The sequence below is a fragment of the Anaerosinus sp. genome (assembly GCF_965318445.1).
In genome coordinates, this window is record NZ_CBDNNH010000012.1 from 19,514 (window position 1) to 43,909 (window position 24,396).

At 34.0% G+C, this 24,396-nt stretch carries 26 protein-coding genes and 1 riboswitch; all 26 genes read right to left on the minus strand.

The genetic code is table 11. The annotated features are described in order from the left end of the window. A complete protein-coding gene (locus ACWZFG_RS06120; protein ID WP_177503952.1) occupies nucleotides 1-1,515 on the minus strand; it encodes a cobyric acid synthase in 1,515 nt (504 codons plus the stop codon). Then, nucleotides 1,508-2,083: a bifunctional adenosylcobinamide kinase/adenosylcobinamide-phosphate guanylyltransferase gene (gene cobU, locus ACWZFG_RS06125; RefSeq protein ID WP_418626879.1), complete on the minus strand. Its 576-nt coding sequence runs from the start codon at nucleotides 2,081-2,083 to the stop codon at nucleotides 1,508-1,510. The genes ACWZFG_RS06120 and cobU overlap by 8 nt, the downstream gene beginning before the upstream one ends. 18 nt (nucleotides 2,084-2,101) lie before the next feature. Further along, nucleotides 2,102-3,481, minus strand: coding sequence for a cobyrinate a,c-diamide synthase (locus ACWZFG_RS06130; protein WP_418626878.1), 1,380 nt, complete (start codon nucleotides 3,479-3,481; stop codon nucleotides 2,102-2,104). A 23-nt stretch (nucleotides 3,482-3,504) separates the two neighbouring features. Beyond that, nucleotides 3,505-4,125 (minus strand): precorrin-8X methylmutase, encoded by a 621-nt coding sequence (locus ACWZFG_RS06135; RefSeq protein WP_147668731.1) that lies wholly within the window; start codon nucleotides 4,123-4,125, stop codon nucleotides 3,505-3,507. Between the two features lie 13 nt (nucleotides 4,126-4,138). Further along, nucleotides 4,139-4,909: a precorrin-6A reductase gene (gene cobK / locus ACWZFG_RS06140; protein WP_177503959.1), complete on the minus strand. Its 771-nt coding sequence runs from the start codon at nucleotides 4,907-4,909 to the stop codon at nucleotides 4,139-4,141. Next, complete coding sequence (gene cobJ, locus ACWZFG_RS06145) at nucleotides 4,906-5,643, minus strand: precorrin-3B C(17)-methyltransferase (protein ID WP_418626877.1); 738 nt, start codon at nucleotides 5,641-5,643, stop codon at nucleotides 4,906-4,908. Before cobJ ends, cobK begins: the two co-directional genes overlap by 4 nt. After that, the gene (locus tag ACWZFG_RS06150) at nucleotides 5,631-6,680 is read right to left on the minus strand and encodes a cobalt-precorrin 5A hydrolase (protein ID WP_455577249.1); all 1,050 of its coding nucleotides are present in this window, start codon (nucleotides 6,678-6,680) and stop codon (nucleotides 5,631-5,633) included. Before ACWZFG_RS06150 ends, cobJ begins: the two co-directional genes overlap by 13 nt. Continuing rightward, nucleotides 6,677-7,432, minus strand: a complete 756-nt coding sequence (gene cobM, locus ACWZFG_RS06155; RefSeq protein WP_177503965.1) for a precorrin-4 C(11)-methyltransferase — start codon at nucleotides 7,430-7,432, stop codon at nucleotides 6,677-6,679. Before cobM ends, ACWZFG_RS06150 begins: the two co-directional genes overlap by 4 nt. A gap of 5 nt (nucleotides 7,433-7,437) precedes the next feature. Next, nucleotides 7,438-8,025: a precorrin-6Y C5,15-methyltransferase (decarboxylating) subunit CbiT gene (cbiT, locus tag ACWZFG_RS06160; protein ID WP_418627164.1), complete on the minus strand. Its 588-nt coding sequence runs from the start codon at nucleotides 8,023-8,025 to the stop codon at nucleotides 7,438-7,440. Beyond that, nucleotides 8,025-8,645 carry a precorrin-6y C5,15-methyltransferase (decarboxylating) subunit CbiE gene (gene cbiE / locus ACWZFG_RS06165; protein ID WP_177503969.1) on the minus strand — a complete coding sequence of 207 codons (621 nt, stop codon included), beginning with the start codon at nucleotides 8,643-8,645 and terminating at the stop codon, nucleotides 8,025-8,027. The genes cbiT and cbiE overlap by 1 nt, the downstream gene beginning before the upstream one ends. Beyond that, complete coding sequence (gene cbiD, locus ACWZFG_RS06170) at nucleotides 8,630-9,736, minus strand: cobalt-precorrin-5B (C(1))-methyltransferase CbiD (protein WP_177503971.1); 1,107 nt, start codon at nucleotides 9,734-9,736, stop codon at nucleotides 8,630-8,632. Before cbiD ends, cbiE begins: the two co-directional genes overlap by 16 nt. Before the next feature lie 134 nt (nucleotides 9,737-9,870). Beyond that, nucleotides 9,871-10,044: riboswitch (cobalamin riboswitch) on the minus strand. 51 nt (nucleotides 10,045-10,095) lie between these two features. Beyond that, the gene (locus ACWZFG_RS06175; protein ID WP_418627165.1) at nucleotides 10,096-11,664 is read right to left on the minus strand and encodes an ArnT family glycosyltransferase; all 1,569 of its coding nucleotides are present in this window, start codon (nucleotides 11,662-11,664) and stop codon (nucleotides 10,096-10,098) included. Between the two features lie 14 nt (nucleotides 11,665-11,678). Beyond that, nucleotides 11,679-12,662, minus strand: a complete 984-nt coding sequence (locus tag ACWZFG_RS06180; RefSeq protein WP_147668747.1) for a lysylphosphatidylglycerol synthase transmembrane domain-containing protein — start codon at nucleotides 12,660-12,662, stop codon at nucleotides 11,679-11,681. Continuing rightward, entirely contained in the window at nucleotides 12,655-13,506 is an 852-nt protein-coding gene (locus ACWZFG_RS06185; protein ID WP_418627166.1) for a ChbG/HpnK family deacetylase, read from the minus strand. The genes ACWZFG_RS06180 and ACWZFG_RS06185 overlap by 8 nt, the downstream gene beginning before the upstream one ends. 32 nt (nucleotides 13,507-13,538) lie before the next feature. Beyond that, nucleotides 13,539-14,327, minus strand: coding sequence for a GTP cyclohydrolase FolE2 (gene folE2, locus ACWZFG_RS06190; protein ID WP_177504116.1), 789 nt, complete (start codon nucleotides 14,325-14,327; stop codon nucleotides 13,539-13,541). Between the two features lie 22 nt (nucleotides 14,328-14,349). After that, a complete protein-coding gene (gene queC, locus ACWZFG_RS06195) occupies nucleotides 14,350-15,024 on the minus strand; it encodes a 7-cyano-7-deazaguanine synthase QueC (protein ID WP_177503977.1) in 675 nt (224 codons plus the stop codon). A gap of 153 nt (nucleotides 15,025-15,177) precedes the next feature. After that, a complete protein-coding gene (rpe, locus tag ACWZFG_RS06200; RefSeq protein ID WP_147668755.1) occupies nucleotides 15,178-15,822 on the minus strand; it encodes a ribulose-phosphate 3-epimerase in 645 nt (214 codons plus the stop codon). A 1-nt stretch (nucleotide 15,823) separates the two neighbouring features. After that, a complete protein-coding gene (gene rsgA, locus ACWZFG_RS06205) occupies nucleotides 15,824-16,699 on the minus strand; it encodes a ribosome small subunit-dependent GTPase A (RefSeq protein WP_455577250.1) in 876 nt (291 codons plus the stop codon). Between the two features lie 16 nt (nucleotides 16,700-16,715). After that, complete coding sequence (pknB, locus tag ACWZFG_RS06210) at nucleotides 16,716-18,578, minus strand: Stk1 family PASTA domain-containing Ser/Thr kinase (protein ID WP_177503983.1); 1,863 nt, start codon at nucleotides 18,576-18,578, stop codon at nucleotides 16,716-16,718. A 19-nt stretch (nucleotides 18,579-18,597) separates the two neighbouring features. Beyond that, nucleotides 18,598-19,317 (minus strand): Stp1/IreP family PP2C-type Ser/Thr phosphatase, encoded by a 720-nt coding sequence (locus tag ACWZFG_RS06215; protein ID WP_147668761.1) that lies wholly within the window; start codon nucleotides 19,315-19,317, stop codon nucleotides 18,598-18,600. Between the two features lie 39 nt (nucleotides 19,318-19,356). Further along, complete coding sequence (locus ACWZFG_RS06220; RefSeq protein WP_455577251.1) at nucleotides 19,357-19,788, minus strand: FHA domain-containing protein; 432 nt, start codon at nucleotides 19,786-19,788, stop codon at nucleotides 19,357-19,359. Nucleotides 19,789-19,817: 29 nt separating this feature from the next. Beyond that, complete coding sequence (gene rlmN, locus ACWZFG_RS06225; RefSeq protein ID WP_455577252.1) at nucleotides 19,818-20,861, minus strand: 23S rRNA (adenine(2503)-C(2))-methyltransferase RlmN; 1,044 nt, start codon at nucleotides 20,859-20,861, stop codon at nucleotides 19,818-19,820. 8 nt (nucleotides 20,862-20,869) lie between these two features. Then, nucleotides 20,870-22,201 carry a 16S rRNA (cytosine(967)-C(5))-methyltransferase RsmB gene (gene rsmB / locus ACWZFG_RS06230; RefSeq protein ID WP_455577253.1) on the minus strand — a complete coding sequence of 444 codons (1,332 nt, stop codon included), beginning with the start codon at nucleotides 22,199-22,201 and terminating at the stop codon, nucleotides 20,870-20,872. 14 nt (nucleotides 22,202-22,215) lie between these two features. Further along, on the minus strand, nucleotides 22,216-22,977 hold the full coding sequence (locus ACWZFG_RS06235) for a DUF116 domain-containing protein (RefSeq protein ID WP_177503992.1): 762 nt from the start codon (nucleotides 22,975-22,977) through the stop codon (nucleotides 22,216-22,218). 12 nt (nucleotides 22,978-22,989) lie between these two features. After that, a complete protein-coding gene (gene fmt, locus ACWZFG_RS06240; RefSeq protein ID WP_455577254.1) occupies nucleotides 22,990-23,928 on the minus strand; it encodes a methionyl-tRNA formyltransferase in 939 nt (312 codons plus the stop codon). Then, nucleotides 23,928-24,386 (minus strand): peptide deformylase, encoded by a 459-nt coding sequence (gene def, locus ACWZFG_RS06245; protein ID WP_147668773.1) that lies wholly within the window; start codon nucleotides 24,384-24,386, stop codon nucleotides 23,928-23,930. Before def ends, fmt begins: the two co-directional genes overlap by 1 nt. Nucleotides 24,387-24,396: the final 10 nt, after the last annotated feature.

Consider the following 24,396-nt stretch of genomic DNA (forward strand, 5'->3'; position numbering starts at 1 on the left):
TTACTCCATTATTTTATGAATTAAATCCATATTTAAATTGTTTCTTACTGTATTTGCTAGTCTGTTATAGCTTTGCTGCTTTTGCGCATATTGATTTGTTATTTGTTGTAGCGGTTCAAGATTTTTACGTTTTCTCAAGGCATTTAATAACGAACGACGATATAGATCATTATCAAAGATTCCATGCATATAAGTTCCTAATACCAATCCATCTTCACTGATTAATCCATCTTGATAAACTTTATTGCTGATTTGATTCGTAATGGAAAAAGCATGGTTTGTTGTATCTAGAAATTCTGTTTTACCCATATGAATTTCATAACCATTTAATACTTCATTTACCTCATTCATTCCTAAAAAGCCTTTTCCGATATAAGATGCAGTTACCTGATAAGTTGATTTGCTTTTAGCAAAAATTGTTCGTGTAGTAAGTAGTCCTAGCCCCTGAATGCAATCAATTTCCGATTCCATATGATGTGGATCAAGAATTTCTTGACCAAGCATTTGATAGCCGCCACATATGCCAATCACCGGGATAGATTTTTTTAAAGAATTCTTAATTTCTTGCGCATAGCCATTTTCATATAAATAAGATAAATCTTCAATTGTATTTTTAGTGCCTGGAAGAATAATTAAATCTGGCTCGCCAATCGGCTCGCCTTTTCCAATGTATTTAACTAAAACATCAGGTTCATTCGCTAGACTGTCAAAGTCCGTAAAGTTTGATATCTTCGGCGTCTTAATGACTGCAACGGTAAGTTCAGCAGATTCTTTAGGGAGATTTTTATCATTAAGCGATACAGAATCTTCATCATCAATTCCTAAATTATCTAAATATGGCAATACACCAACGACAGGTTTTCCTGTTTTTTCTTTTAAAAAATCTAAAGCTGGCTGAAGCAAACGAATATCACCGCGAAACTTATTAATAATAATTCCTTTTATCAAATCGCGCTCATCAGAGTCTAATAATTCTAGAGTTCCAACAATAGAAGCTAAAGCACCACCACGATCAATATCAGCAATTAATAACACAGGGGCATTTAACAATTTTGCCACGCGCATATTAACGATATCATTTGCTTTTAAATTGATTTCTGCTGGGCTACCTGCACCTTCGATTACGATTGTATCATACTCACGATCAAGTTTTTGTAGGCAGTCTTTTACCGTGCTTAAAGCTTTTAATGAATAGCCATTATGATATTCATTAGCCGTCATATTCCCTATAGGATTTCCCATCAAAATCACTTGAGATCTAGAATTTCCCGTTGGTTTTAATAATACAGGATTCATTACCACTTGCGGCTCTAATCCAGCTGCCTCAGCCTGAGCAACTTGGGCGCGTCCCATTTCTTTGCCATCTTTCGTAACATAAGAATTTAATGCCATATTTTGCGCTTTGAATGGAACAACCTTTTTCCCATCTTGAAAAAAAATTCTACACAAAGCCGTTGTCAATACGCTTTTGCCTACATGAGAACTCGTTCCTTGTAACATAATATAGTTAGCCATTGTTTTCCCCCTGCTCTGCTGCTAGTTTCTTTATGTCAACAGCAATACCACTAATCACCCAATAAACTTCATCTGCTCTGGCCGCAATCAACTGATTAATTTTCCCGGCAAAATCTCGATATTCACGTGCTAGAGCATTCTCAGGAACAATTCCCATCCCGACTTCATTTGTGACTAAAATAATATCTGTATTATTTTTTTTTGCAGTTTCTAAGATTTTTTCAAATTCTTTAGCAATGCCGTTATACTTTTCCGCAGAATTTAATCGTGTATCACTCGATAATAACAAATTACTCAAATATAAAGTAACACAATCGAATAAAATTACATCATGTGCTTCAGAAGCATTTTGTACACTAGCTTCCGCATGAAATGGCGATTCATACGTCTGCCAATTTAGCGGTCTCCGGTTTTTATGCACTTCTACCCGCAGTTTTATTTCTTCATCATAAATTTGTGCCGTAGCGATATAAGCAATTCTCTCACCGATTTTTTTTGCATATTCTTCGGCAAAAAAACTTTTCCCGCTTCTCGCACCGCCAGTTACCAATATAATTTTTGCTGCCATTTTATTTTCCTCAACCTCTTAAGATTTACTTGCAAACTCTTTACACTGTAAGACAAATTTTTTTGCGAACTGTCTATTGCCAATAAAATGCAAGTGTAAATAAGAAGCAAGAATATTATCTTTTGCGTATCCAGCTTTATATTGGATTCCAGTTCGCACCTTTTTCATCTCAAAAGCCCAAGCAAAATTATCATCTATTGGCTCAGTTGATGAAAAATGGAATTCATGTCCACGCAATAAGTCACCCTTGTTCGCTAAGATATTATCATTTAAGCTTTTCGCTTCAACGTAACCCACCGTTTGCAGTTTTGTATTTAATTTACACCGCGCAGGAATAATATTTACCATCGGATGGATTCCGTTAGAAAAATCACAAAGTGATGCCGTTAAATACATAAAGCCACCGCATTCAGCGTAAATAGGCATCCCAGACTTGCTTGCAGCTTGGATACTTTGTTTCATTTTTTGATTGTTCGCCAGCTGCTGGGCAAACATTTCAGGGAATCCTCCACCAAAAATCAAGCCGTCTACCTCTGGGATTTGGGAATCTTGCAAAGGGCTAAAGTAAACAATCTTTGCTCCTAAAGTCTCTAAAACCTTCAAACTCTCCTCATAGTAAAAAGAAAATGCTTCATCACAGGCTACACCAATGGTAACCTCATAGGAATCTTCTAAAAATTTTGGTTCAGGATGAGACGTGCTTAAAGGAAGACTTTGTTTTGCTAAATCAATCATTTGCGGTAAATCAATTCTGTCTTGAACAAAGGATGCAATTTTATCGACTATTTTACCAATCTCATTTTCTGTTGTTGGTACCAATCCTAAATGGCGTTCAGGAATAACTAATCCTGCATCACGATAAATTGCGCCTAGTACAGGAATCTTAATTTTCTCCATTGCATGACGAATAATCGTTTCATGCGATAGAGATCCTACTCGATTTAAAATAACGCCTCCAATATTGACAGAGGGGTCGTAGTTTTTAAAACCTAAGGCAATTGCCGCTGCACTATCGCCCATTGATTTAACATCTAGAACTAGAACCACAGTCGCCTTGAGTTTTTTTGCAATTTCTGCTGTACTGCTAATCCCATTTTTTCCGCCATCATAAAGCCCCATCACACCTTCAACAATTGCAATATCTGAGCTCTGTGAGGAATTGATAAAAAAGTCTTCTAATTCCGTTTCAGACAAAAGCCAAGTATCAAGATTGTGAACAATTTTCCCACTGGCAATTTTATGATAGCCTGGATCAATGTAGTCAGGTCCGATTTTATATGCTTGCACTTTAAAGCCTTGCTTTTTCAATGCAGCAATTATTCCCATTGTAATCGTAGTTTTTCCAGAACCACTATGCGCTGCCGCAATAATAATACGAGGAATTTTACAAACAGACATCATGAACTCCCTCTTTATCCTTTTTATAACATATATAAAATTGCATTTGTAATCGCAGCTGCAATCGGACTGCCGCCTTTATTTCCACGAACGGTGATATATGGTACAGGTGAAGTTTCCATTAAATGCTCTTTAGATTCAGCAGCACCAACAAAGCCAACCGGCACACCGATAATAAGCGCCGGATAAATTTCTTCTTGTTGCATTAAATGTAAAATTTCAAATAACGCCGTCGGGGCATTACCAATTGCTACAATAGAGCCGTTTAAAGCTTTTCCAAAAGAGCGTACAGCAGCCATAGAGCGAGTAATTCCCTCTTCTTTTGCTTTTTTCGCTACTTCTGGATCAGCGATCAGACAATGAACTTGTCCACCATATTCAGCTAAACGCTTTTTGTTTATTCCTGTCCTTACCATCTCAACATCAGTATAAATATCAGCTCCATTTAATAGCGCCGCTTTTGCCTTGGAAATTGCATCTTGATGAATTTTTATAATTGGCGCATATTCTGGATCACCTGAAGCATGGATAATACGGGAATACACCTTTATTTCTTCTTCGGACAAATGATACTCTTTTAAATATGGAGCAATAATTTCCATACTACGACGCTCTATTTCTGAAGGAATTGTAATAAAATTCATGAGTTTCTCCTTTTTATTGATTCATTTTATTTTTCTCTAATAAGTAAATCACTTCTTCTAAAGTATTGGCAACTGTCTTGTACGCTAATTTTGGACGTGCAATCATAATAATTGGAATGTTTAGCTCAATTGCTGCACTGATTTTCGTATCAGTACCTCCAACCGCGCCGCTATCCTTTGTGATAATCACATCCGCTTGATATTTCTTATAGAGCTCTCGATTTAATGTCTGAGAAAAAGGCCCCTGCATTAAAATCAACTGATTTGGCATAAATCCCATAGAAAAGCACTCATGTAATACAGTTTCATCGGGCAAAACTCTCGCCACTAAAAAATATTCTTTATTTCCAAGTAGTTTAGCAAAATACTTTAAATTACGGCTTCCTATTGTTAAAAATATTCGTTTTCCTATAGCAGCAGCCAAGCTTACCGCTTCATCATAATCAGTCACAATAGACATTTTATCATAACTTGGCAGGGCTGTTTTAGCCCGTTCATACCGAATATACGGGATATTCAATGTCTCACAAATAGCTAATGATGTTTTGGAAACATTCATTGCATATGGATGTGTTGCATCGATAACTGTTGTAAAACTATGCGCAACAATAAAATCACGCATAGTTTTAGCATCTAATACTTGAGATTGTACTTTTATTTCTAGATTTTCATAGAGAAATTCACCGTATTTGCTAATTACAGAAGCAGTAATTGAAAATCCAAGTTGCTGTAAAGAAATTGCTAATTCACGTGCATCTTGAGTTCCTGCTAAGATTAAAATCATAATTGATAACCTCTAGGTGTTATCATATATTGATCTTCTATGTACGTCTTGCTGTTCCCAATAATGACCAGGGAGAACATATCAATATGCTCTTGGGTAAAATGCTCTAAATCGGATAATATCACCGCTTCTTCTTCGCGCGTTGCACTATGAACGATGCCAACTGGCGTTGTCGGTGCTTTATACTTTAACATAATTTCGCGAATTTCTTGGATTTGATTTACGCGTTTAATACTTTTAGGATTGTATAAAGCAACAACAAAATCACCTTGAGCAATCAATTCCGCTCGTTTTTTGATTAATTCCCACGGTGTAAGCAGATCACTTAAGCTGAGTACTGCAAAATCATGCATCAATGGAGCGCCTAAAATAGCTGCGGAAGCATTTACTGCACTTATTCCAGGAATAATTTTAACTTCTGGACGTAAGGATTTTTCTTGCTGCATGACGAGTTCCAAAATCAAACCAGCCATGCCATAAATCCCAGAATCGCCGCTGGAAATTACAGCTACGTTTTCACCATTAACAGCTGCTTGAACAGCTAATTTACAGCGTTCAATTTCTTGCATCATTGCAGTTCCAATAACTTTTTTTTCAGCTAATATTTTTTCAATTAACTTTATATACGTATTATAGCCTACGATCACATTCGCATCAGTTATTGCCGCTAGTGCTTTTGGTGTCATATGGTCAAAGGACCCCGGGCCGATGCCAACTACACTTATTCTTCCCAAGCGATTGCTATTGTTGTCTTTATTAGTTTCGTCTTTGGTAATACTATTTTTTTTGATTGACTGGCAATCATTGCTGCTGCTTCGCATACATTTCCAACTCCTATTCTTGACTGAACAAATGCTGAACATTCAAGTTTATATTTATCAATTGCTTGCTTTAATTCATGATTAGAATAAAAATAAACTGGTTTATTTATCCTTTTGCAAACTGTTAACAATCCAGTTTCATCCTTTTTTACGATAGTACTTGCAAAACAACGAATTTGCTCTATCGTAATATCTGCTATTTTACAAGCCTGTGTAAGTGAAGAAAAAATTTCTTCCTCGGTTACTCCTTTTCGGCAACCAATCCCAATAACTACTTTACGTGGAGATAAAATCAATCCATTCGATAACGAAAAATCTTTCTTATCCGTTATCAACACTTTTATTCCATCAGGTAAAGTTTTTTTGCTCATATCAATTGGAATTAAATTAAGCTGCTTTTCTTGTGCTTTTTTTAGATACAATGCAAAATTCTCCATCGTTTGATCGATAAAAAAAGGAACTGACGCTTGGTTAGCTATCGCTAAATTTACTTTTTTAAGCATAGTAAAAGAAGCTATCGTTAAATTCAAATCAACAGCAACCATATCAGCGGCGACTTTGTTATGCACATCTGTAGCAGTTGTAATCACCGGATTTGCCTGAACTGTTTTCGCAATTTCAATTGCCAAACGATTCGCTCCTCCAAGATGTCCGGATAATAAGCTAATGGAATGATTCCCCATCTCATCTAGTACAACAATCGCTGGATCCTTTTTTTTATGCACGATTAAGGGCGCTATGATTCTCACAACAATTCCCGTTGCCATGATGAAGATAATGCCATCATACGCTTGAAAAATATCACTTACTAATCCCTTTAAGGAGTCAAACTCTACACCGAACTCTTTCTTTGTGCCTTTTTTACAGAACATATCCGCGTTTTTTCCCCGGCTAATTTTCTCTGCTAGCTTTACTCCAGTACTCGTCAATGAAATAACAGCTAATTTCATTTTGCATCTCTATACATATGGGCAAAATCAGGTGCATATAATCGTGATAGTTCATAATTGCTATCTAAACATTTGCTAACGACAATCATCGCCGTTCGCGTAATATCTTCATCTTTAATTTTTTCAACAATTGTACTTAAAGTAGCACGAATAATTTTCTCCTCTGGCCAAGACGCCTTTTGCACAATCGCAATTGGTGTATTCGCTTCATAACCGCCTTCAATTAAATCAGCAACAACTTGATCAAGCATATGTACACTTAAAAAGATACACATTGTCGCTCCATGCGCAGCCAAACTTTTTAATTTTTCTTTTTCAGGGACAGGTGTTCTTCCTTCATTTCTAGTAATAATCACCGTCTGTGAAACATTTGGCAATGTATATTCTTGTTTTAAAGCTGCTGCCGTTGCTAAAAATGAGCTAACACCCGGAATAACACAATATTCAATACCGCATTTGCTTAATGCATCCATTTGTTCTTGAATTGCGCCATAAATGCTAGGATCACCAGTGTGTAGCCGCACAACCATCTCATTGTTTTTCACGCTTTTTTTAATCACTTCGATGACTTCACCTAATGTCATTGAAGCACTATTATAAATTTTACAACCTTGTTTTGCAAAAGAAAGCAGTGCTGGATTTACCAGTGAACCAGCGTAAATAATAACGTCTGCTTCACTTAATAATCTTTGTCCTTTTACTGTAATGAGTTCAGGATCTCCAGGCCCTGCACCGATAATATATACTTGCATTGTTATTACCTCCTATTTTTTAATTTTGTACAAGAAATAATCGTAATTGGATTTTGTGCTTTTCCCATATGATATCTACCGATTGCATCAAATCGTGTAATTTGTGCAGAAAAGGTATTGTATGAATAATTTTCCGTTTCTTTTAAAAATTGTAATGCTTCATACATTGTTTCAATTGTAATTGCATTGATAATTAGACGTCCGCCAACTTTTAGTTTATCATCAATAAATGTTAATATTTCTGACAATTTTCCGCCACTACCGCCGATAAAAGCTACATCACAACTTGGCAAATCTAAAAGGGCTGAAGGCGCTTCACCTAAAATCGCAGTAAGGTTCTTCGCCTTAAACTTAGCCGCATTTTGCTGAATTAAATCAATTCCCTCGCGATTGCGCTCAATCGCATATACATGACCGTTTAGTGCTGAAAGGGCAGCTTCAATAGATAAAGAACCAGTCCCAGCTCCAACATCCCAAATAATACTATCAGGATTAATTTGGGCCTTAGCAATTGTTAGAATACGAATTTCCTCTTTTGTCATTGGTGTTTTCCCACGAATAAATTCATGATCGGGAATTCCTAGATGATACATTATGCTATCACCACCACTATACAATTTTTATATTCGACGGTAGAAGCAGCTTCTTGCAATGTCATTGTCACAATAGATTCATTCTCATAAGATAAATGGTTACAAGCGTAAAGCTGCACATTTTGGGGCCAATCATTTTTTAAAAGAAGGCTAGCAATCGTAGCACTTGTATATTTTGAATCAGTTAAAAAACCAAGTTTGCGCCCTTTTGAATACTTAAGCCGAGCTAAATCAACCTCTCTCCCATGTAAACTAATTAAATCCGCATCATGCCAAGGGAGCGCCAATCTAGCAAAAGCAAGCTGCATAGAGCTTATTCCCGGAATAACCTCAATACAGGAAAATCTTTTATTTAAAGCTGCTAGAAAGCTATAATACCCTGGATCACCTGAAACCATCACTACGACATCTTGGCTTTTTAAATTTTCCTCAATAAAAGCAAGTGCAGCTTCGATCTCACCTGTAATTGCATGAGTTAGCGCCATTTTATTTTGAAATGAGCTTAACGACCGTTTACTGCCAACTAAAACCTTTGCAAAATCAATCGTTTTTTTTGCAATTGGTAATAAATAATCTTCTGATCCTGGGCCTATACCAACGACAATTATTTTATGTTCCACCCTAAAACTCCTCCGATTTTTTTTGCATTTTCATCTATTCCTAAAATTGTACCATCTAAACTGGTGATAACAGCGCCAATACAAATTTCATTATAAACGTAGCGCATTGCTCGATAACTAATTCTTTGTGCAATCAGATCATAAATTCCTTCAATATGATTTTCTTCTAAAATTTCAATTGCAGCTTCTGTCGTAGTCGTACTTAAAATATCTCTAACTACTCCTGTAGATGCTCCTAAAGAAGCTGCATACACCGCTAAAATTTCAAGACGAGCATCTGCAACTCTATTATGTGTATGAAAAATCCCACCGGCAACTTTAATTAATTTTCCTAAATGACCAACAAATAAAATATTTTGAATCTTTCTTTCAGCTGCACTTTCCAGCATAAAGCCAATAAAATTACTAGTCTGTACTATTGCATCTGCCCTTACCCCAAAATTGTCAATACAAGCATCATATCCTATTTTCCCAGGAACAAAAATTAAAGTATCTAGCCCTTTTGCTTTAGCAACATCAATTTGAGGTGCCAATGAATCTTTAAAAGCTTCCTCTGACATAGGTCTTACTATTCCAGAGGTGCCAATAATGGACAATCCTCCCTCAATACCTAAAATTGGATTTAATGTTTTTTTCGCTAACTCAACTCCGCGAGGAATGATAATTGTAATTTCACAGCCATACTCTTCTTTTAATATTTCTTTTACTACATTGGTAATCATTTTTCTTGGTCCGGGATTCACCGCTGGTTGTCCTACTTTAGCAGCTAACCCTGGGCTAGTTACGATTCCTACTCCTGTTCCAGCTTTAATGATAATGTCTTTATGCTGAGCAGAGATGAGAACTTTAACTTCGATGATCATCCCATTTGTAATATCCGGATCATCACCAGAGTCCTTTCTAACAGCAGCAAATATTTCATTTTCGCTCTTTTTCTCCACATGTTCAATCGGAATCGAAAGTATTTCACCCGAAAGTGCTTGAATATTTACTGTGTTGAGATAGCTTCCTTTATGGGCTAGCAATGCTGCCTTCGTAGCTGCAGCCACACAGGTTCCTGTTGTAAACCCCGATTTTAAAAATTTTTTCAAAAATAAAACCCCCTGCAAAGGCAGAGGGTAAAAAAACGCAAACAACCACATATTAAAAATAACAGTTGTAGAAGCTTAATTACCCACCTGCCCATCATCCGTAGGTCGCTTATAAACAAGGCTGTTTATAGTAACGGTGTGCGTTAAAACAGGTAGGTCTCCTGGCTAAAATCATCATATCTTTACGCCTTCCCAGCAATCGCCAGTGGCATAGGTAAAGATACTCATTAATACAGTGGCGGGACCGCGCCGGTATCACACCGGACTTCCCTTTTAAGCAATTAAGCACCTGTTTCCTTAGTCATTTATCTTCTCTTATTTCAATATCTATAGATAAAATCCTGCTATATAATAAAAATTTACTTTATAAATCTAGTCTCTACTAGTATGAGTTTATTATCGACTTGGTTAATTATTGTAAGTTGATTTATCGTAGACTGTGGCAATCTATCATAATCGATATCTCTTAGAATAAAATAGGTTTTCTTATTCGTAAAAACTTTTTCTAAATCAGGAATAGATTTAGGAGAAAAAACTAGCTCATTGCCATAAATTCCACTATAGAAAGAAATTCCTGGGCGAAGAAATTTAGAAATATAAACATCGCTAGTTCCATCATATTGCTCTAAAAAAACGTTACTTACATGCTGACTCGTAAAATCAGGTGCAATTTTCGGAAATAATAAATTTACTAACACAGTAGAAAAAATCATCATTCCTACTACCTGACTTTTAAAAGCTATCTCAATATTTCGTTTTAAAAGAAAGAAAATCGTTACTAAGCACATCAGGATAATGGTAGAAGCTAAACTGATAAACCCAATCTCCGCTTGTGGCATTTCTTTTATCCCAATTGTACAGCCATAAACAAAAGTTGCCGATAAAAATAGTAAGCATCCAATCCAGCCCCAAGACCTTTTGGAACCAAAATAATTTCTACCGGTTAACTTATCAAGATACCATCCCACCAACATTGCTAATGCTGGAAACATTGGCAGTATATACGATACAAGTTTTGTTTTTGATATAGAAAAAAACAACAAAATGATTACTGCCCATAGATTTAGAAATAATAAATGATCAAATTTTCCATAAGAATCGGAAAAAGATTTATAGATAGATTGAAAAAGCAAAGTTATCCAAGGGAAAAACCCAACTAATAATACTGGAAGATAATAATACCATAATAGTCCACTAGGATGCTCTGGCGATGTAAATCTCGTTATGTTATGAAAACCAAGAAAACTATCGATAAATGCACTTCCATGCAAGCTATACATATAAATATACCATGGCAACGCAACCAAGCAAAAAATAATGCTTCCAGATAAAATTTTCATTTCAGATAAAAGATGAAATTTTTTTAAGCATACTAAGTACAAAAATACAATTACACCAGGGAAAAATAAGCCTATGGGCCCTTTAGTTAAAACTGCTAAGCCTGCAAAAATATAAAATGTATAATATTGTCTACTTAAAAATGCAAAGAGCGAAACCATTAAACAAAAATTTAATGTAATATCTGTAACAGCAGCTTTACCTAAATAAAAAAATTCAATACTTGTTACTAAAATTAAAGCACTATAGATTCCCACTTTATGATTAAATAATTTTTTCCCATAAAAGTATATTGCAATAATACTAAGCAAAGATAAAAATGCTGATGGGAATCTTGCCGCAAAATCATTTATACCAAATACTTGATAACTCATCGCAACAAGCCAATAATACATCGGTGGCTTATCATACCAATATTCACCGTAAATCTTTGGGGATAAAAAATCATTCGATAAAATCATTTCTTTAGGAGTTTCTGCATAGACCGGTTCATCAGGATCTAATAAAGGAAATCCAGATAAATTAGAAAATATAGTAATAGCAGCAATTATTATCATGATTCCAATTGAAATATTTTTATTTGTTGACATCATAAACTCCTTTATTATTTTAACTGTTTTGTTAAAAATTCTCGTCCAAAAACTTTAATTGTATAATAAAATCCAATAGAAAATGGCAAATATTCTGCAATCATTCTCCAGGCAACAGCAATAATCCCTACAGTTCCTGATGGTAAAAATTCATTAAATAATAAAACAAATCCGCCTTCTGCAATTCCAGATCCCCCAGGAGTTGGTGCAAAATAAAGAAGAATATTGAGAAAAATCATTCTTCCCATAACGATTGCCCAATTTACATCGACTCCCATACCTAAAAACAAAATAGGAACAACGCTATATAAAGCTAACAAACTTAAGCCCGATTCAACAAAAACTCTAAGCATACTTAATGGGGCACTTGATAGTAAAACGATAGCTCCTTTAATATCTCTATAAAAAGCATATAACATACGCCTTTTTGCGTATTTTAAGCGTTTTGAAAATTTAATTACCAGATAATCTGTAAATTTATTTTTTAGCGCCCAAATGATGAAAAAAGTCCCTAAAACAATAAATATAGATATTCCAATTAATACATTCGTAGAAATCCAGGGTAACAAACTGTTATCAAAATAAAAAATGATAGGTAAACATAATAATAAAAATAAAATAGATACGAGCGTACGTACAATAACAAAGACTGTAGCTTTTCCTGTTGGAATTCCTGCATTGCGTAAAAAAATTAATTGTGCAACTGCTCCACCTGTTGCTCCAGGAGTTAATAAAGCTAAAAAATAATTCCCGAATATTACCTGAACAGCTTGCTGTAACGTAATATGTTCATTAGAAGCACGGACTAAGTGCATTAATCGAGTTCCATCTAAAATCAATCCAATGATAACCAAAAAAATGGTTACAATAATTGACCAAGGTTGAAATTCTGTTAAATGACTTAACGTATTTATATCTACTGTAAAGTAAATAACTCCACAAGAAATAATGCCTAAAAGTAAGATAAGAAATAAAAATCTCTTATAAATTTTATTCATTCGCCAACGCTCCAAACGAAACCAATTCAATTTTATTATGTCGTAATGAGTTTAATAAATTTTTATCAGTTAATGCGGATAATTCTTGATCCCAATGATATTGCCAATCAAATAGTTTTCGCAACTCACCAGTATTATGCCCTGGATGAACCATGATTTCATTTACTCCATTGGGTAATTGGGAAATAATTTGGGCCAATGTAGCCTCATTCATATTTCCTCCAGCCATCATTCCCCAAAAATAATCAGGTGAAACAATATTTGCTTTTTTTAGTTTTTTTCTAGCGATTTGCGCAAGAAAACTCAAGCCACATTTTCCGATATATCTACCAAATGAAAACTCATGAAAAAAAAGATAATCTTCAGCGGGAATTCTAATTGCTTTTATTTTAAACTCTTTTGCAAGCGCAATAACAACATCGATCATCCCAGGAAGAACATGTAAATGTTGATGACTATCTAAATGCGTAATAGGTATACCTGTAGATTTTACTTTAGCAATTTGTGCATAAAATTCCTGATAAATTTCCGCTAATCTAACTGTTCCACAAATATATTTTTTTATAAAAGCAGGATAAGCCGAAGCAAAATTCCCCTCAGCATCAACTAAAGTAGAAATTTTTTTGGGCTCAAGGATAGGGCTTGCTGCAACTAATGTTAAATGTACTCCTACACCTACGCTATTTTCATTTGTATTAAGAAGATTTACTGCATGTTCAAATGCAGCGGCAACCGGCATAATCGATGTACTACTAATACATCCATGCATAGCCCCTTCCATTATTCCTTGGTTAATAAATTCGTGTAATCCATAATCATCTGCATTAATTATTAACTTTTTCATTCTATACTCCTCATTAATCAATTACCTAAGTATTATTTAACAAGTTCTGTATAATTTGCATATGCATTATGATTATGAATGGATTCATAATTTTCACATTCAATATCAAACCAATTTATGCATTCAAAAGTTCTTAGCGTGATGACCAGATCTCGAAGTACATCTTCGACAAATTTAGGATTTTCATAAGCAGTTTCTGTTACGAACTTTTCATCTTCACGTTTTAATAAGGGATAAATTGGAGAACAGGCTTGCCCCTCTAGTGCAGCTACTAAATCTTCAATCCATATTAAATCCTTTGAAGCATTATATTTTACTTTAACTTTCATTAAGCCACGTTGATTATGAGCACCATATTTTGATATCTCTTTACTACATGGACAAAGGGAAGTAAAAGGAACATTTACCCCTAAGATAAAATCTATATTTTCATCAATCGCTTTTTGCGCAATAAATGAACAATCTAAATCTAAAACAGATTTTTTCAGACTAATCGGAGCAACTTTTTCAATAAAATATTTGAAATCCATCTGTAAATATACAGTATTGGCCGATAGCTTTTCTAATGCATCATCTAATAAGGATTCTATATCATTACTATATATAGATTTTTGATTCCATTCACTTAAAATTTCAATAAATCGACTCATATGAGTTCCTTTATATTCTTTAGATAAATCAACAGTAAATTTTATTTTAGCTAAAACGCTTTGGCTTGTATTATTTTTACCTTTGATAAGAAAAGGTAAATGAACATCATTAACGCCTACTTTTTGTATAGAGATTCCTCTAGAATCAAAAATATTTTGGACATCTTTCAAATCTTTCACCTCTACTAAAAACCTATCTATTTATATATTCAATAGGGTCATTGACCCCAGCTTCCTCAAATCCACGCAATCTTAACTTACAACTGTCACAGATGCCACAAGCTTTTTCTTTTCCATTATAACAACTATGTGTATATTGCAAAGGCGCCATTAATTCCGTTCCTAATAATACAATCTCTTTTTTCGTCAAACGCAATAAAGGCGTTTCAATTTTTATATGTTTTTTATCTTGTATACTAGCTTTAGTAGAATAATCAGCTAAATTCTGAAACAATTGAATAAATTCCGGTCTGCAATCAGGATAACCTGAATAATCCAATGAATTTACGCCTATGAAAATTGTATCTGCTCCTATTGCTTCTGCATACCCTAATGCATAACTTAAGAAAATCAGGTTTCTTGCTGGAACATAAGTAACAGGAATATCTTTTCGTTCAATGTTACCGCACGGAACATCAATATTTTTATCAGTTAAGGCACTGCCGCCAATCGCATCCATATTCGTATCTATAATTAAATGATGTTTGACATTATAAAAATTTGCAACTTTTTTTGCACTTTCTAATTCAATCTTGTGCCGTTGATGATAGTTAAAACTAATCGGATATAATTCATACCCTTTATTATTTGCAACAGACATACATACTGTCGAATCTAATCCCCCAGAAAGTAATATAACTGCTTTCATTGTATACACCTCTTATATCACATCTATATTAACTTAATTTAACTTAACTTAACTTTATTAATCATACATTAACATTAACTAAATGTCTATCTATATCACGATTCCGACTTTAAGATTTAAGGACTATCCTTTCGCTTGGATAGCCCTTATCTTTTATTTTCGTAAATCCTCTATACTTTTAGCAATGTTATCGGACCCATAAATAGCCGAACCTGCTACTAAGATGTTTGCTCCAGCAGCAACTACTTGCGGAGCAGTTACTTTGTTTATCCCGCCATCAACTTGAATATCGATATTGAGATTTCTTGCTCTAATCATTTCTTTCAATTCTTTTATTTTCTTTAGAACCGAAGGAATAAACTTTTGTCCACCAAATCCGGGATTAACCGTCATTAATAAAACCATATCAATATCATCTAAAATTTCATTTATTGTAGTTAATGGGGTACCAGGATTCAGTGCAATTCCCACTTTCATATTATTTTCTTTAATATTTTGAATTATTCGATGTACATGTGGTGCTGTTTCGATATGAAAAGTAAAAATATCTGTGCCTGCTTTAGCAAATGAAACTACATAATCCTGAGGATTTTCTACCATTAAGTGCACATCAAAAATCTTAGTCGTTATTTTACGCAATGCAGCAATAACAGGAGCTCCTATTGTTAAATTTGGGACAAAGTGTCCATCCATGACATCTATATGTACCATTTCTGCCCCAGCTTGATCAATGTTCTTTATTTCCTCTCCTAATTTTGAAAAATCAGCAGATAAAATAGAAGGTGATATTTTTATCATCTTAAAATCCTCGTTTCGTTTTTTTTATTTCGTCCATTATTTCTACGTAAGATTGGTAACGATTTTCTGATATTGCAGCATGATCAACAGCATTTTTTATTTTGCATTGAGGTTCGTGAAGATGTAAACAGCTATTGAACTTACACGAACCTTCAACTTTATTAAATTCAGGAAAACATTCAGAAATTGCCCGTTCATCTAAATCATTAAATTCGGTAAGACTAAAACCTGGCGTGTCAACAACAAATCCATGCTCAGGCAATGATAATAATTCAGAAAACCGTGTTGTATGTTTTCCACGACCAATTTTATCACTTACCATTCCTGTCTTTAAATTTAACTTAGGATTGATTCGATTTAATAGCGTTGACTTCCCCGCTCCTGATGGACCAGCAAACACGGAAATTTTATTATTTAAAAGACTCGTTAATTTTTCTACTCCCTCATGACTAACATTCGAAACCTTTATCACCGTATAGCCTATTTTCTGATATTCTTGTACTAAAGTTTCTATTTCAGCACGATTTAATAAATCAATTTTCGTTAGACATATAATGATATCCAGTTCGGAATATTCGGCTAAAACCAAAAATCGATCTAACAAACTAGAATTAAAATCCGGATTTTTAGCTGCAAAAGTGATAATCACTTGTTGAACATTTGCAATCAAGGGACGTAAAAGTACTGATTGGCGGGGAAAAATATTTTCTATTATTCCTGTTTCATCTCCAAGTGAGGTGTATTGAACTTTATCCCCGACACACAATGAATACCTATTTTTCTTAAAACGCCCTCTTAATTTACACTCAATTACAGAGGTTTCCCCTTGGACGTAATAATAACTATTATATTTTTTTATTATAATTCCGTCCTTCATTTTATCGTTCCTCGCATTAGTAATTTTCTTCCTTAACTAAATTCCCATTCACATAAATTTGTACTCGATATGGTGAGCTTGCATTAATTGTTTTATTAATTTTTTCATTCGCATAATGTGTGTTTTCATAAACAACTTTGCGTCCAGATTTATCAGTTACAACAAATTGGATGGATTTTGCTCCATTAGGCTCCTGAGGAACAACGAAAGTAACTTGTTGTTCTGATTTATTATTTTTTCCGCCTCTCGCTACAACGAAATCAATAGTTGAACCTTCAGCAATACTCGTTTCTGCCACAATACTTTGCTCAACTACACTATCTGGCGATACATTATAATTTTCAATCGTAGTAATCTTACCTTTTTGTAAATTTAAAGCTTTTAATTTAGTCTCTGCCTCTGATATAGACATGCCATGAAAATCAGGAACCGTAACTTTCTTTTCTTCTTCCCCTTTACTGATTACAATATCCACGCTATATCCTTTCATTACTTGAGTTCCCTGTCGAGGATTCTGCTCGACTACAGTATTAACTTTTTGGTCAGAAAAAATTTCATCCACTCGACCTAACTGTAACCCCATATTTTTCAGTTGAATTTCTGCTTCTCGTTTATTTAAACCTCGTAAATCAGGGGCTAATGCAACCTCTCCGCCTTTACTTATATAAATCGTAATCGCGCGTTGCTCTTTTACTATTGCTCCAGCTTCCGGAAATTGAGAAACAACTTGTCCCGCTGGAACTTTATCGTCATGAGTTTCTTCAACAGTCACACGCAAATTTTTATCTTCTAACATGTGTTTTGCTGCGATTAATTGCTTACCAACAACATTAGGCACTGCCACCTCATTTGCGCTCCAAAACTTTCCATAAACCAAAAATGTTCCGATAAAAAAGCTAACAACTAAGAGAAGAAATAAACCTATAGGCAATTTATTTTTTAAAATTATTGATTGAAATTTAGTTGGTTTATTTTCTTTCCTACCCTTATACTCTGTTTTGGGCAAAATTTGTGTAGCATATAAGTCAGAAACATTTTCATAGCTGTCTTTCTCAGACTTTATTAAATTTTTTGCGATGTTTAAATCAGAAATCATTGCACTAATATTAACATACCGATCGGAAACTCTTTTTTCCATTGCTTTTAAAACAATCGCCTCAAGCAAATCAGGAATCTCTTTGTTAAATTCTTTTATTGATTCAGGATTCTCTTGAATTTGTTTTAACGCAACGCTAACAGGTGTTTCACCTTGGAAAGGAACTTTTCCTGTTAATAATTCATACATAAGTACACCGAGAGAATAAATATCCGACTTGTCATTTACGCTTTCACCTCGTGCCTGCTCGGGAGAAAGATAATGAACAGAGCCAATGACGTTTCCTGAATAGGTCATCGTCGAAGAGGTTACTGCACGAGCTATTCCAAAGTCTGCAACTTTAACTCTGCCGGAATCAGTAACTAAAATATTATGTGGTTTTATATCACAATGCACCAAATTATTGCTATGTGCATGTTCAAGTGCTTCTGCTATTTGAAGTGAAATATTTAATGATGCTTTTACAGATAAAGCACCTTCACGTTGTAATTTTCCTTTTAATGTTTCCCCTGATACGAATTCCATGACAATATAATGGACATCTTCAAATCTTCCAACATCATAGATATTTACAATATTGGGATGAGATAATTTTGCTGCAGCTTGTGCTTCTTTTTTAAACCTATTAATAAATTCATCATCATCAATAAAATGAGCGCGAAGAATTTTTATGGCAACAAACCGATCTAATAATTGATCATGCGCGCGATATACTTCAGCCATTCCACCGCCACCCACACGATCTAAAATAGCATATCGATCATCTAATATACGTCCTATCATCAGATACTCACCTCCTAAATTAAAAATCACCAATTAAGATAGCTGTAATATTATCCTCGCCACCTGCTGCTATAGCTTTTTCAATAAATATATCCAAACTTTTTGATAGATTACATTGATTTGTTAATATAATGTCTTTCAATTCATCGTCTGAAATAAGATTTGTTAATCCATCGGTAGTTAACAATACATAATTACCCTGATTAACTTTCATATATCCCGTATCGACTTCTAAGTCTTCATTTACGCCAACAGCACGTGTTAACATATTGCGCAACGGATGAGTCGGTATTGATTCCTTTTCAATTTCTCCTTTTTCCAATAAGTCATTTACTAAGGAATGATCTTTAGTAATCTGTCCTAAATTGCCGTCTTTTAAAAGATATATTCTGCTATCTCCTACATGCGCCCAAAAAATCTTATTGTCAATAAACCAGACAGCACTGACTGTAGTTCCCATTCCTTTATATAATGGATCCGCTAATGATTTATTATATATTATATCATTAGCATACAATATGGATAACTTCAATAACTCTCCATAATCCTCAACATATGTATGAATATGGCTATTAATATAATTTTTTATTTCTTTAATGACTAGGCTGCTAGCTACTTCACCAGCTAAATGCCCTCCCATTCCATCGGCAACAATATATAAATTAAATGCACCACATTCAAAATTATCTTCATTGGTTTTTCTGCTTAATCCAATATCTGACTTTGCATATGCTAACAATACTGATCACCTCTCAAATTCACAATAGCCTTTGTCCTTTTAATTCACTTGCTCATATTTTATAACAGTATTGCCCAATTTTATTATATCCCCATTATGTAGAACACAATGGGCATAAGATTTATCGTTTATTAGAATTCCATTTAAGCTTCCAGCATCGTAAATAATTCGTTTATCATCTTCATGCACAATATAAGCATGTAGGCGCGAAACACTACTATCAGATAACACTACCTCGTTGTTTATCATTCTACCAATATTAATTCGATATTTTTCAACAATAAAAACTTTTCCTCTATCTTGACCTTCTAAAATGGTAAAAACGGTTTTTGCTAATGAGGGTCGTTCCATTATAGATAATGGCAACTCTTCCTTATCAAAAATTCTAGTTCGCTGCTGCGTATATTCATCATCATCCTCTTGATTTTTTAATAAAGACTTTAATTTATCATTTATCTTATCAAAAAGCATTATAAACACTTCCCACATTAAAATAGATTTTAAGATTCATCCATAGATTTATTTCTTAATTGCCCACATGCGGCTTGAATATCTGCGCCCATTTCTTTTCTAAGCGTAACTGATATATGATTTTCTAGTAAAAAATTCATAAAGTTTGATATTTTCCTTTGTTCAGGGCGAAACCAGCCTCTTTCTTCAACAGGATTTACTGGAATAAGATTTATATTCGCTAGTTTTCCTTTTAATAAACCTACTAATTCTTTAGCATCTTCTATTGAATCATTAAAATCATTAATTAAAATATATTCATAGGTAATTCTTCGCCCTGTTTTTTTTGCATAATTTGAAGCCGCTAAAATCACCTGTTCTATATTATATTTTTTATTTATTGGCATTAATGTTGTTCTTATCGTATCATTCGCCGCGTGAAGAGAAACTGACAAAGTAATTGGGAGTTTTTCTTCTGCTAATTTATACATATTAGGAACAATTCCTGAAGTAGAAAGCGTAATATTTCTGTAGCTTAAATTTAAAATTTCTTTATCATGACAAAGCTTAATAAAATTCAGCACATTGTCATAGTTATTTAAAGGTTCTCCCGAACCCATAATTACAATACTATTAACGCGTTGTCCTTCTTTATTTAAAATTTTATTAATAAAAAAAATTTGAGCTAATATTTCAGCACCTGTTAAGTTTCTTATCATTCCATGTAAAGTAGAAGCACAAAAAGTGCATCCCATATTACATCCAACCTGTGTGGAAACACATACACTATTCCCATAATTATGCTTCATTAGAACGGTTTCTATCGCAACTCCATCATGATAGGCTAATAAAAATTTTGTTGTGTTTTCATCTTGTGAAATCTGTTTATCCACCAAATTAACTGTTTTAATAACAAAGGCTTCATTTAATTGCTCGCGCATTTTTAGTGGCAAATTCATCATTTGTTTGAAATCTGTAACATTCCGTTTATATATCCATTCAAAAATCTGTTTTACACGATATTTTTCAATTTTTAAAATTTTTAGAAGTTCATATACTTCATCTATATAAAGTCCAAAAATATTTTTTTTCAAAAAAACACCTACTTATTTTTTAGCATTCTCGCAATAAAAAATCCATCAACGTTATGAATATGTGGCCATAACTGAATCATTTTATTGTTTTGCTGAGATAAGTTTACATACTTTCTTGCATCATCAAGAATAAAATTCTCATGTGAAGCTAAAAAATCTTCGATAACTTTATTATTCTCTTCAACTTCTGTTGTGCAAGTACTATATACTAAAACACCACCTGGCTTAACAGCTTTTGCTGCACTGCTTAAGATTTCACCTTGTAATTCTGCCAACTCTTTTATTAATGTCTCTGTTTTTCGCCAACGTGAATCAGGTTTCTTTCTTAATACGCCCAGACCTGAGCAAGGTGCATCTACTAATACACGATCAGCTTGCATTGGATATTTATCACCAATTTGTTGTGCATCAATTAATTCTGTATGAATGATGGAGATGCCTAATCGCTTTGCATTTTCACTAATGATATTTAATTTTTGTTCATAAATATCGGTCGACAAAATTTTTCCTGTATCTTTCATCAAGGCAGCGATATGTGTGCTCTTACCTCCTGGAGCACTACATGTGTCAATGATAAACTCGCCTTCTTGCGGTGCAAGAACATGGGCAACTAACATTGAGCTTTCATCTTGTACTTGAAATAGCCCTTCATGTAGAGAAGCCATATTCGTCAATGTTGTATGTTTTTTACATAAAATGCCTTCCGGCGTAAGTAAAGAAGGAACAGCTTCTGCACCTTCACTATGCAAACGCTTTATTAAAGCTTCTCTTGTTATCTTTAATAAATTTGTTCGAATGGATAAATCAGGCGGACAATTATTAAAAGCACAGAGCTTTTCAGTATCAGCCTTTCCTATTTTTTTAATCCATCTTTCAACCATCCAAAGTGGATGATAGTATTTTAAGGATAAATATAACGCGCTATCTTCTTCTGGCGTTGGATATGCTGCTTTTTCAGGATGGCGAATTATATTCCTTAAGACTGCATTAACCAACTTTGCCGTTCCAATATGTCCATATTTTTTTGCTAGCTCTACTGACTGATTACAAGCTGCTGAATCCGGGACTTTATCCATAAATAAAATCTGATATGCGCCCATTCGCAAAATATCTTGAATAATCGGGGAGATTTTATTTAATGGTCGACTCATATATCTATTTAAAATCCAATCTAAAGTTTTACCAACTTTTATTGTTCCATAAGCTAATTCCGTAATAAACCTTCTATCCTGTTCATTTATTTGATGTTTGGGAAAAAGTTTATTTAATACAATATTAGCATAAGCTTGCTTTATATTAACATCATTAATAACTCTTAATGCTAGTTCTCTAACATTCATTTAGACACCTGCCATTATATTAAAAATTCTTTAATTGCTTTTTCTACTTCATTCACATTAACTCTTGTATTGTTACACGGACCAAAGGGTCTTTGATTCAACACCCCAATGACCGGTAATGGATATATATCTTGAATGCCACTAGTTAAATCACGCTCACACGCAATAGATAAAACTGCTTTAGGCTTCACTTTTTTTATTATTTGCCTTGCTAAAGTACCACCAGTTACAACAGCAAAAGAAAAGCCATATTTTTCAGATAATTTTAGTAAGTCGCCAATTTGACATCTTCCACATTTTTTACAATTTTTCACATCACGCGTAATTTTATGTGGACATGTTTCCTCCTGTAAACAATGAGGTGTAACTAATAATAAATTTTTAGCATGAATCTTAATACCGCGGTTTCGAATAATTTGATTGCTAACTTCAATAAAAGAACGTTCAATCTTTTCTTTATTTACATCTATCACTTTCCCAATTATAACAGCCATTGGAAACAAAATATTTATTGCTGCCCATGCCTGTCGATGAAAACATTGGATTGTTGGCCATCCTAGGATTGAAAAAACAATCCCCATAAATCCAAAAGAAATCGAAAATAAAAGCGCAATTAAAATTATTCCTAAAATAACTGGCAAATGTTCACTAATATTAGATAAGCCTAAAAAACTTATTTTCCAAACCCCATAGGTGGAAATTGAAGTGATTAATAAACTAACTGAAATTAATATGATAAATAATCTCTTTTTAGGTCGATTTATCGCGTTTATCAAACCCTCACCTACTTATTTTAAAACATCATTTAGCCTAATCCCATGACCATTTATATAGTCTTTTGCATGCATTCGACGTTTATTCGCCGGCTGAACTTCCATAATTTCAAGCATGCCTTCACCCGCCGCTACAATAAAACCATTTTTAGTGAAATCAATAACCGTTCCAGGCTCATAGCTATGAGGTTCTTCATTAACAACTTTACTTTTCCATAATTTCAAAACAGCCTCTTTGTTCATACAATAGCTTCCGGGCCAAGGCGATAACCCACGAATTAAATTATGTATTTGTAAAGCATCTTTATCCCAGGTTATTTTTTCTAATTTTTTTGTTAAGAGCGGTGCATATGTAGATTTACTTTCATCTTGTTTTACTCTGGAAAGCTTATTCATCTGCAATAACGTTATCGTTTCTAATAAAGTTTCCGCACCTAAAATCATTAATTTATCATGAATAACCCCAGTGTCATCTTCATCAGCGATGTATACGTCTTTCTTTAATAACATATCCCCTGTATCAAGACCAACATCCATAAACATAGTTGTTACACCGGTTTTCTTCTCCCCATTAATTACAGCCCAATGAATCGGAGCTGCACCACGTAACATCGGTAGTAATGACGCATGAACATTAATACAACCTAAAACAGGTATATCCAAAATTCTTTTTGATAAAATCTGTCCAAAAGCAACCACTACAATCAAATCTGGTTGTAAACTCTCTATGAGATCTTCAAACTCATCTGTTTTAATCTTTTCAGGTTGCAAAATCGTTAAATTTACACTGCTTGCAAATTCTTTTACTGGTGAATAAATAACTTTTTGCCCACGCCCTTTGCGACGGTCTGGCTGGGTAATTACTGCGAGTATCTCATGATTTTTATGCAAAGCCTTTAAGCAAGGTACTGCAAAATCTGGTGTTCCCATAAAAATAACTTTTAACTTATTCATTATTGCTTACCTCTTGAAATACTTTTTGCTTTATCTATAAACAGTATACCCTCTAGATGATCAATTTCATGCTGCATTGCAGTTGATAATAATCCAGTTGCCTCAATTCGCACTTTTTTCCCGCGACGATTTAAAGCTTCTACTACGACTTTATCGTATCGTTCTACTTCACCAAAAATATTAGGAATGCTTAAACAACCTTCTGTATCAATCTTTTTTCCTTCTTTTTCAATAATGATGGGGTTAATTAACTCTATAATGCCTTCTCCAACATCAATAACAACGACTCTTACCCCTTCTCCAACTTGAGGAGCAGCTAAGCCCACACCATTTTCATGATACATCGTTTCTGCCATATTATCTAACAATCTTTTTACTGTTTTATCTATTTTTTCTACAGGGCTACATACCCTTTTTAATATACTATCTCCAGCTTTTTTTACTTCTAAAATAGCCACAATAAACTCT

Excerpts from the sequence above, each read along its gene's own strand:
- ACWZFG_RS06120 (WP_177503952.1), bottom strand. The coding sequence starts at position 1,515 with ATGGCTAACTATATTATGTTACAAGGAACGAGTTCTCATGTAGGCAAA.
- cobU (WP_418626879.1), bottom strand. The coding sequence starts at position 2,083 with ATGGCAGCAAAAATTATATTGGTAACTGGCGGTGCGAGAAGCGGGAAA.
- ACWZFG_RS06130 (WP_418626878.1), bottom strand. The coding sequence starts at position 3,481 with ATGTCTGTTTGTAAAATTCCTCGTATTATTATTGCGGCAGCGCATAGT.
- ACWZFG_RS06135 (WP_147668731.1), bottom strand. The coding sequence starts at position 4,125 with ATGAATTTTATTACAATTCCTTCAGAAATAGAGCGTCGTAGTATGGAA.
- cobK (WP_177503959.1), bottom strand. The coding sequence starts at position 4,909 with ATGATTTTAATCTTAGCAGGAACTCAAGATGCACGTGAATTAGCAATT.
- ACWZFG_RS06150 (WP_455577249.1), bottom strand. The coding sequence starts at position 6,680 with ATGAAATTAGCTGTTATTTCATTGACGAGTACTGGAGTAAAGCTAGCA.
- cobM (WP_177503965.1), bottom strand. The coding sequence starts at position 7,432 with ATGCAAGTATATATTATCGGTGCAGGGCCTGGAGATCCTGAACTCATT.
- cbiT (WP_418627164.1), bottom strand. The coding sequence starts at position 8,025 with ATGTATCATCTAGGAATTCCCGATCATGAATTTATTCGTGGGAAAACA.
- ACWZFG_RS06175 (WP_418627165.1), bottom strand. The coding sequence starts at position 11,664 with ATGTCAACAAATAAAAATATTTCAATTGGAATCATGATAATAATTGCT.
- ACWZFG_RS06180 (WP_147668747.1), bottom strand. The coding sequence starts at position 12,662 with ATGAATAAAATTTATAAGAGATTTTTATTTCTTATCTTACTTTTAGGC.
- ACWZFG_RS06185 (WP_418627166.1), bottom strand. The coding sequence starts at position 13,506 with ATGAAAAAGTTAATAATTAATGCAGATGATTATGGATTACACGAATTT.
- queC (WP_177503977.1), bottom strand. The coding sequence starts at position 15,024 with ATGAAAGCAGTTATATTACTTTCTGGGGGATTAGATTCGACAGTATGT.
- rpe (WP_147668755.1), bottom strand. The coding sequence starts at position 15,822 with ATGATAAAAATATCACCTTCTATTTTATCTGCTGATTTTTCAAAATTA.
- rsgA (WP_455577250.1), bottom strand. The coding sequence starts at position 16,699 with ATGAAGGACGGAATTATAATAAAAAAATATAATAGTTATTATTACGTC.
- pknB (WP_177503983.1), bottom strand. The coding sequence starts at position 18,578 with ATGATAGGACGTATATTAGATGATCGATATGCTATTTTAGATCGTGTG.
- ACWZFG_RS06220 (WP_455577251.1), bottom strand. The coding sequence starts at position 19,788 with ATGCTTTTTGATAAGATAAATGATAAATTAAAGTCTTTATTAAAAAAT.
- rsmB (WP_455577253.1), bottom strand. The coding sequence starts at position 22,201 with ATGAATGTTAGAGAACTAGCATTAAGAGTTATTAATGATGTTAATATA.
- fmt (WP_455577254.1), bottom strand. The coding sequence starts at position 23,928 with ATGAATAAGTTAAAAGTTATTTTTATGGGAACACCAGATTTTGCAGTA.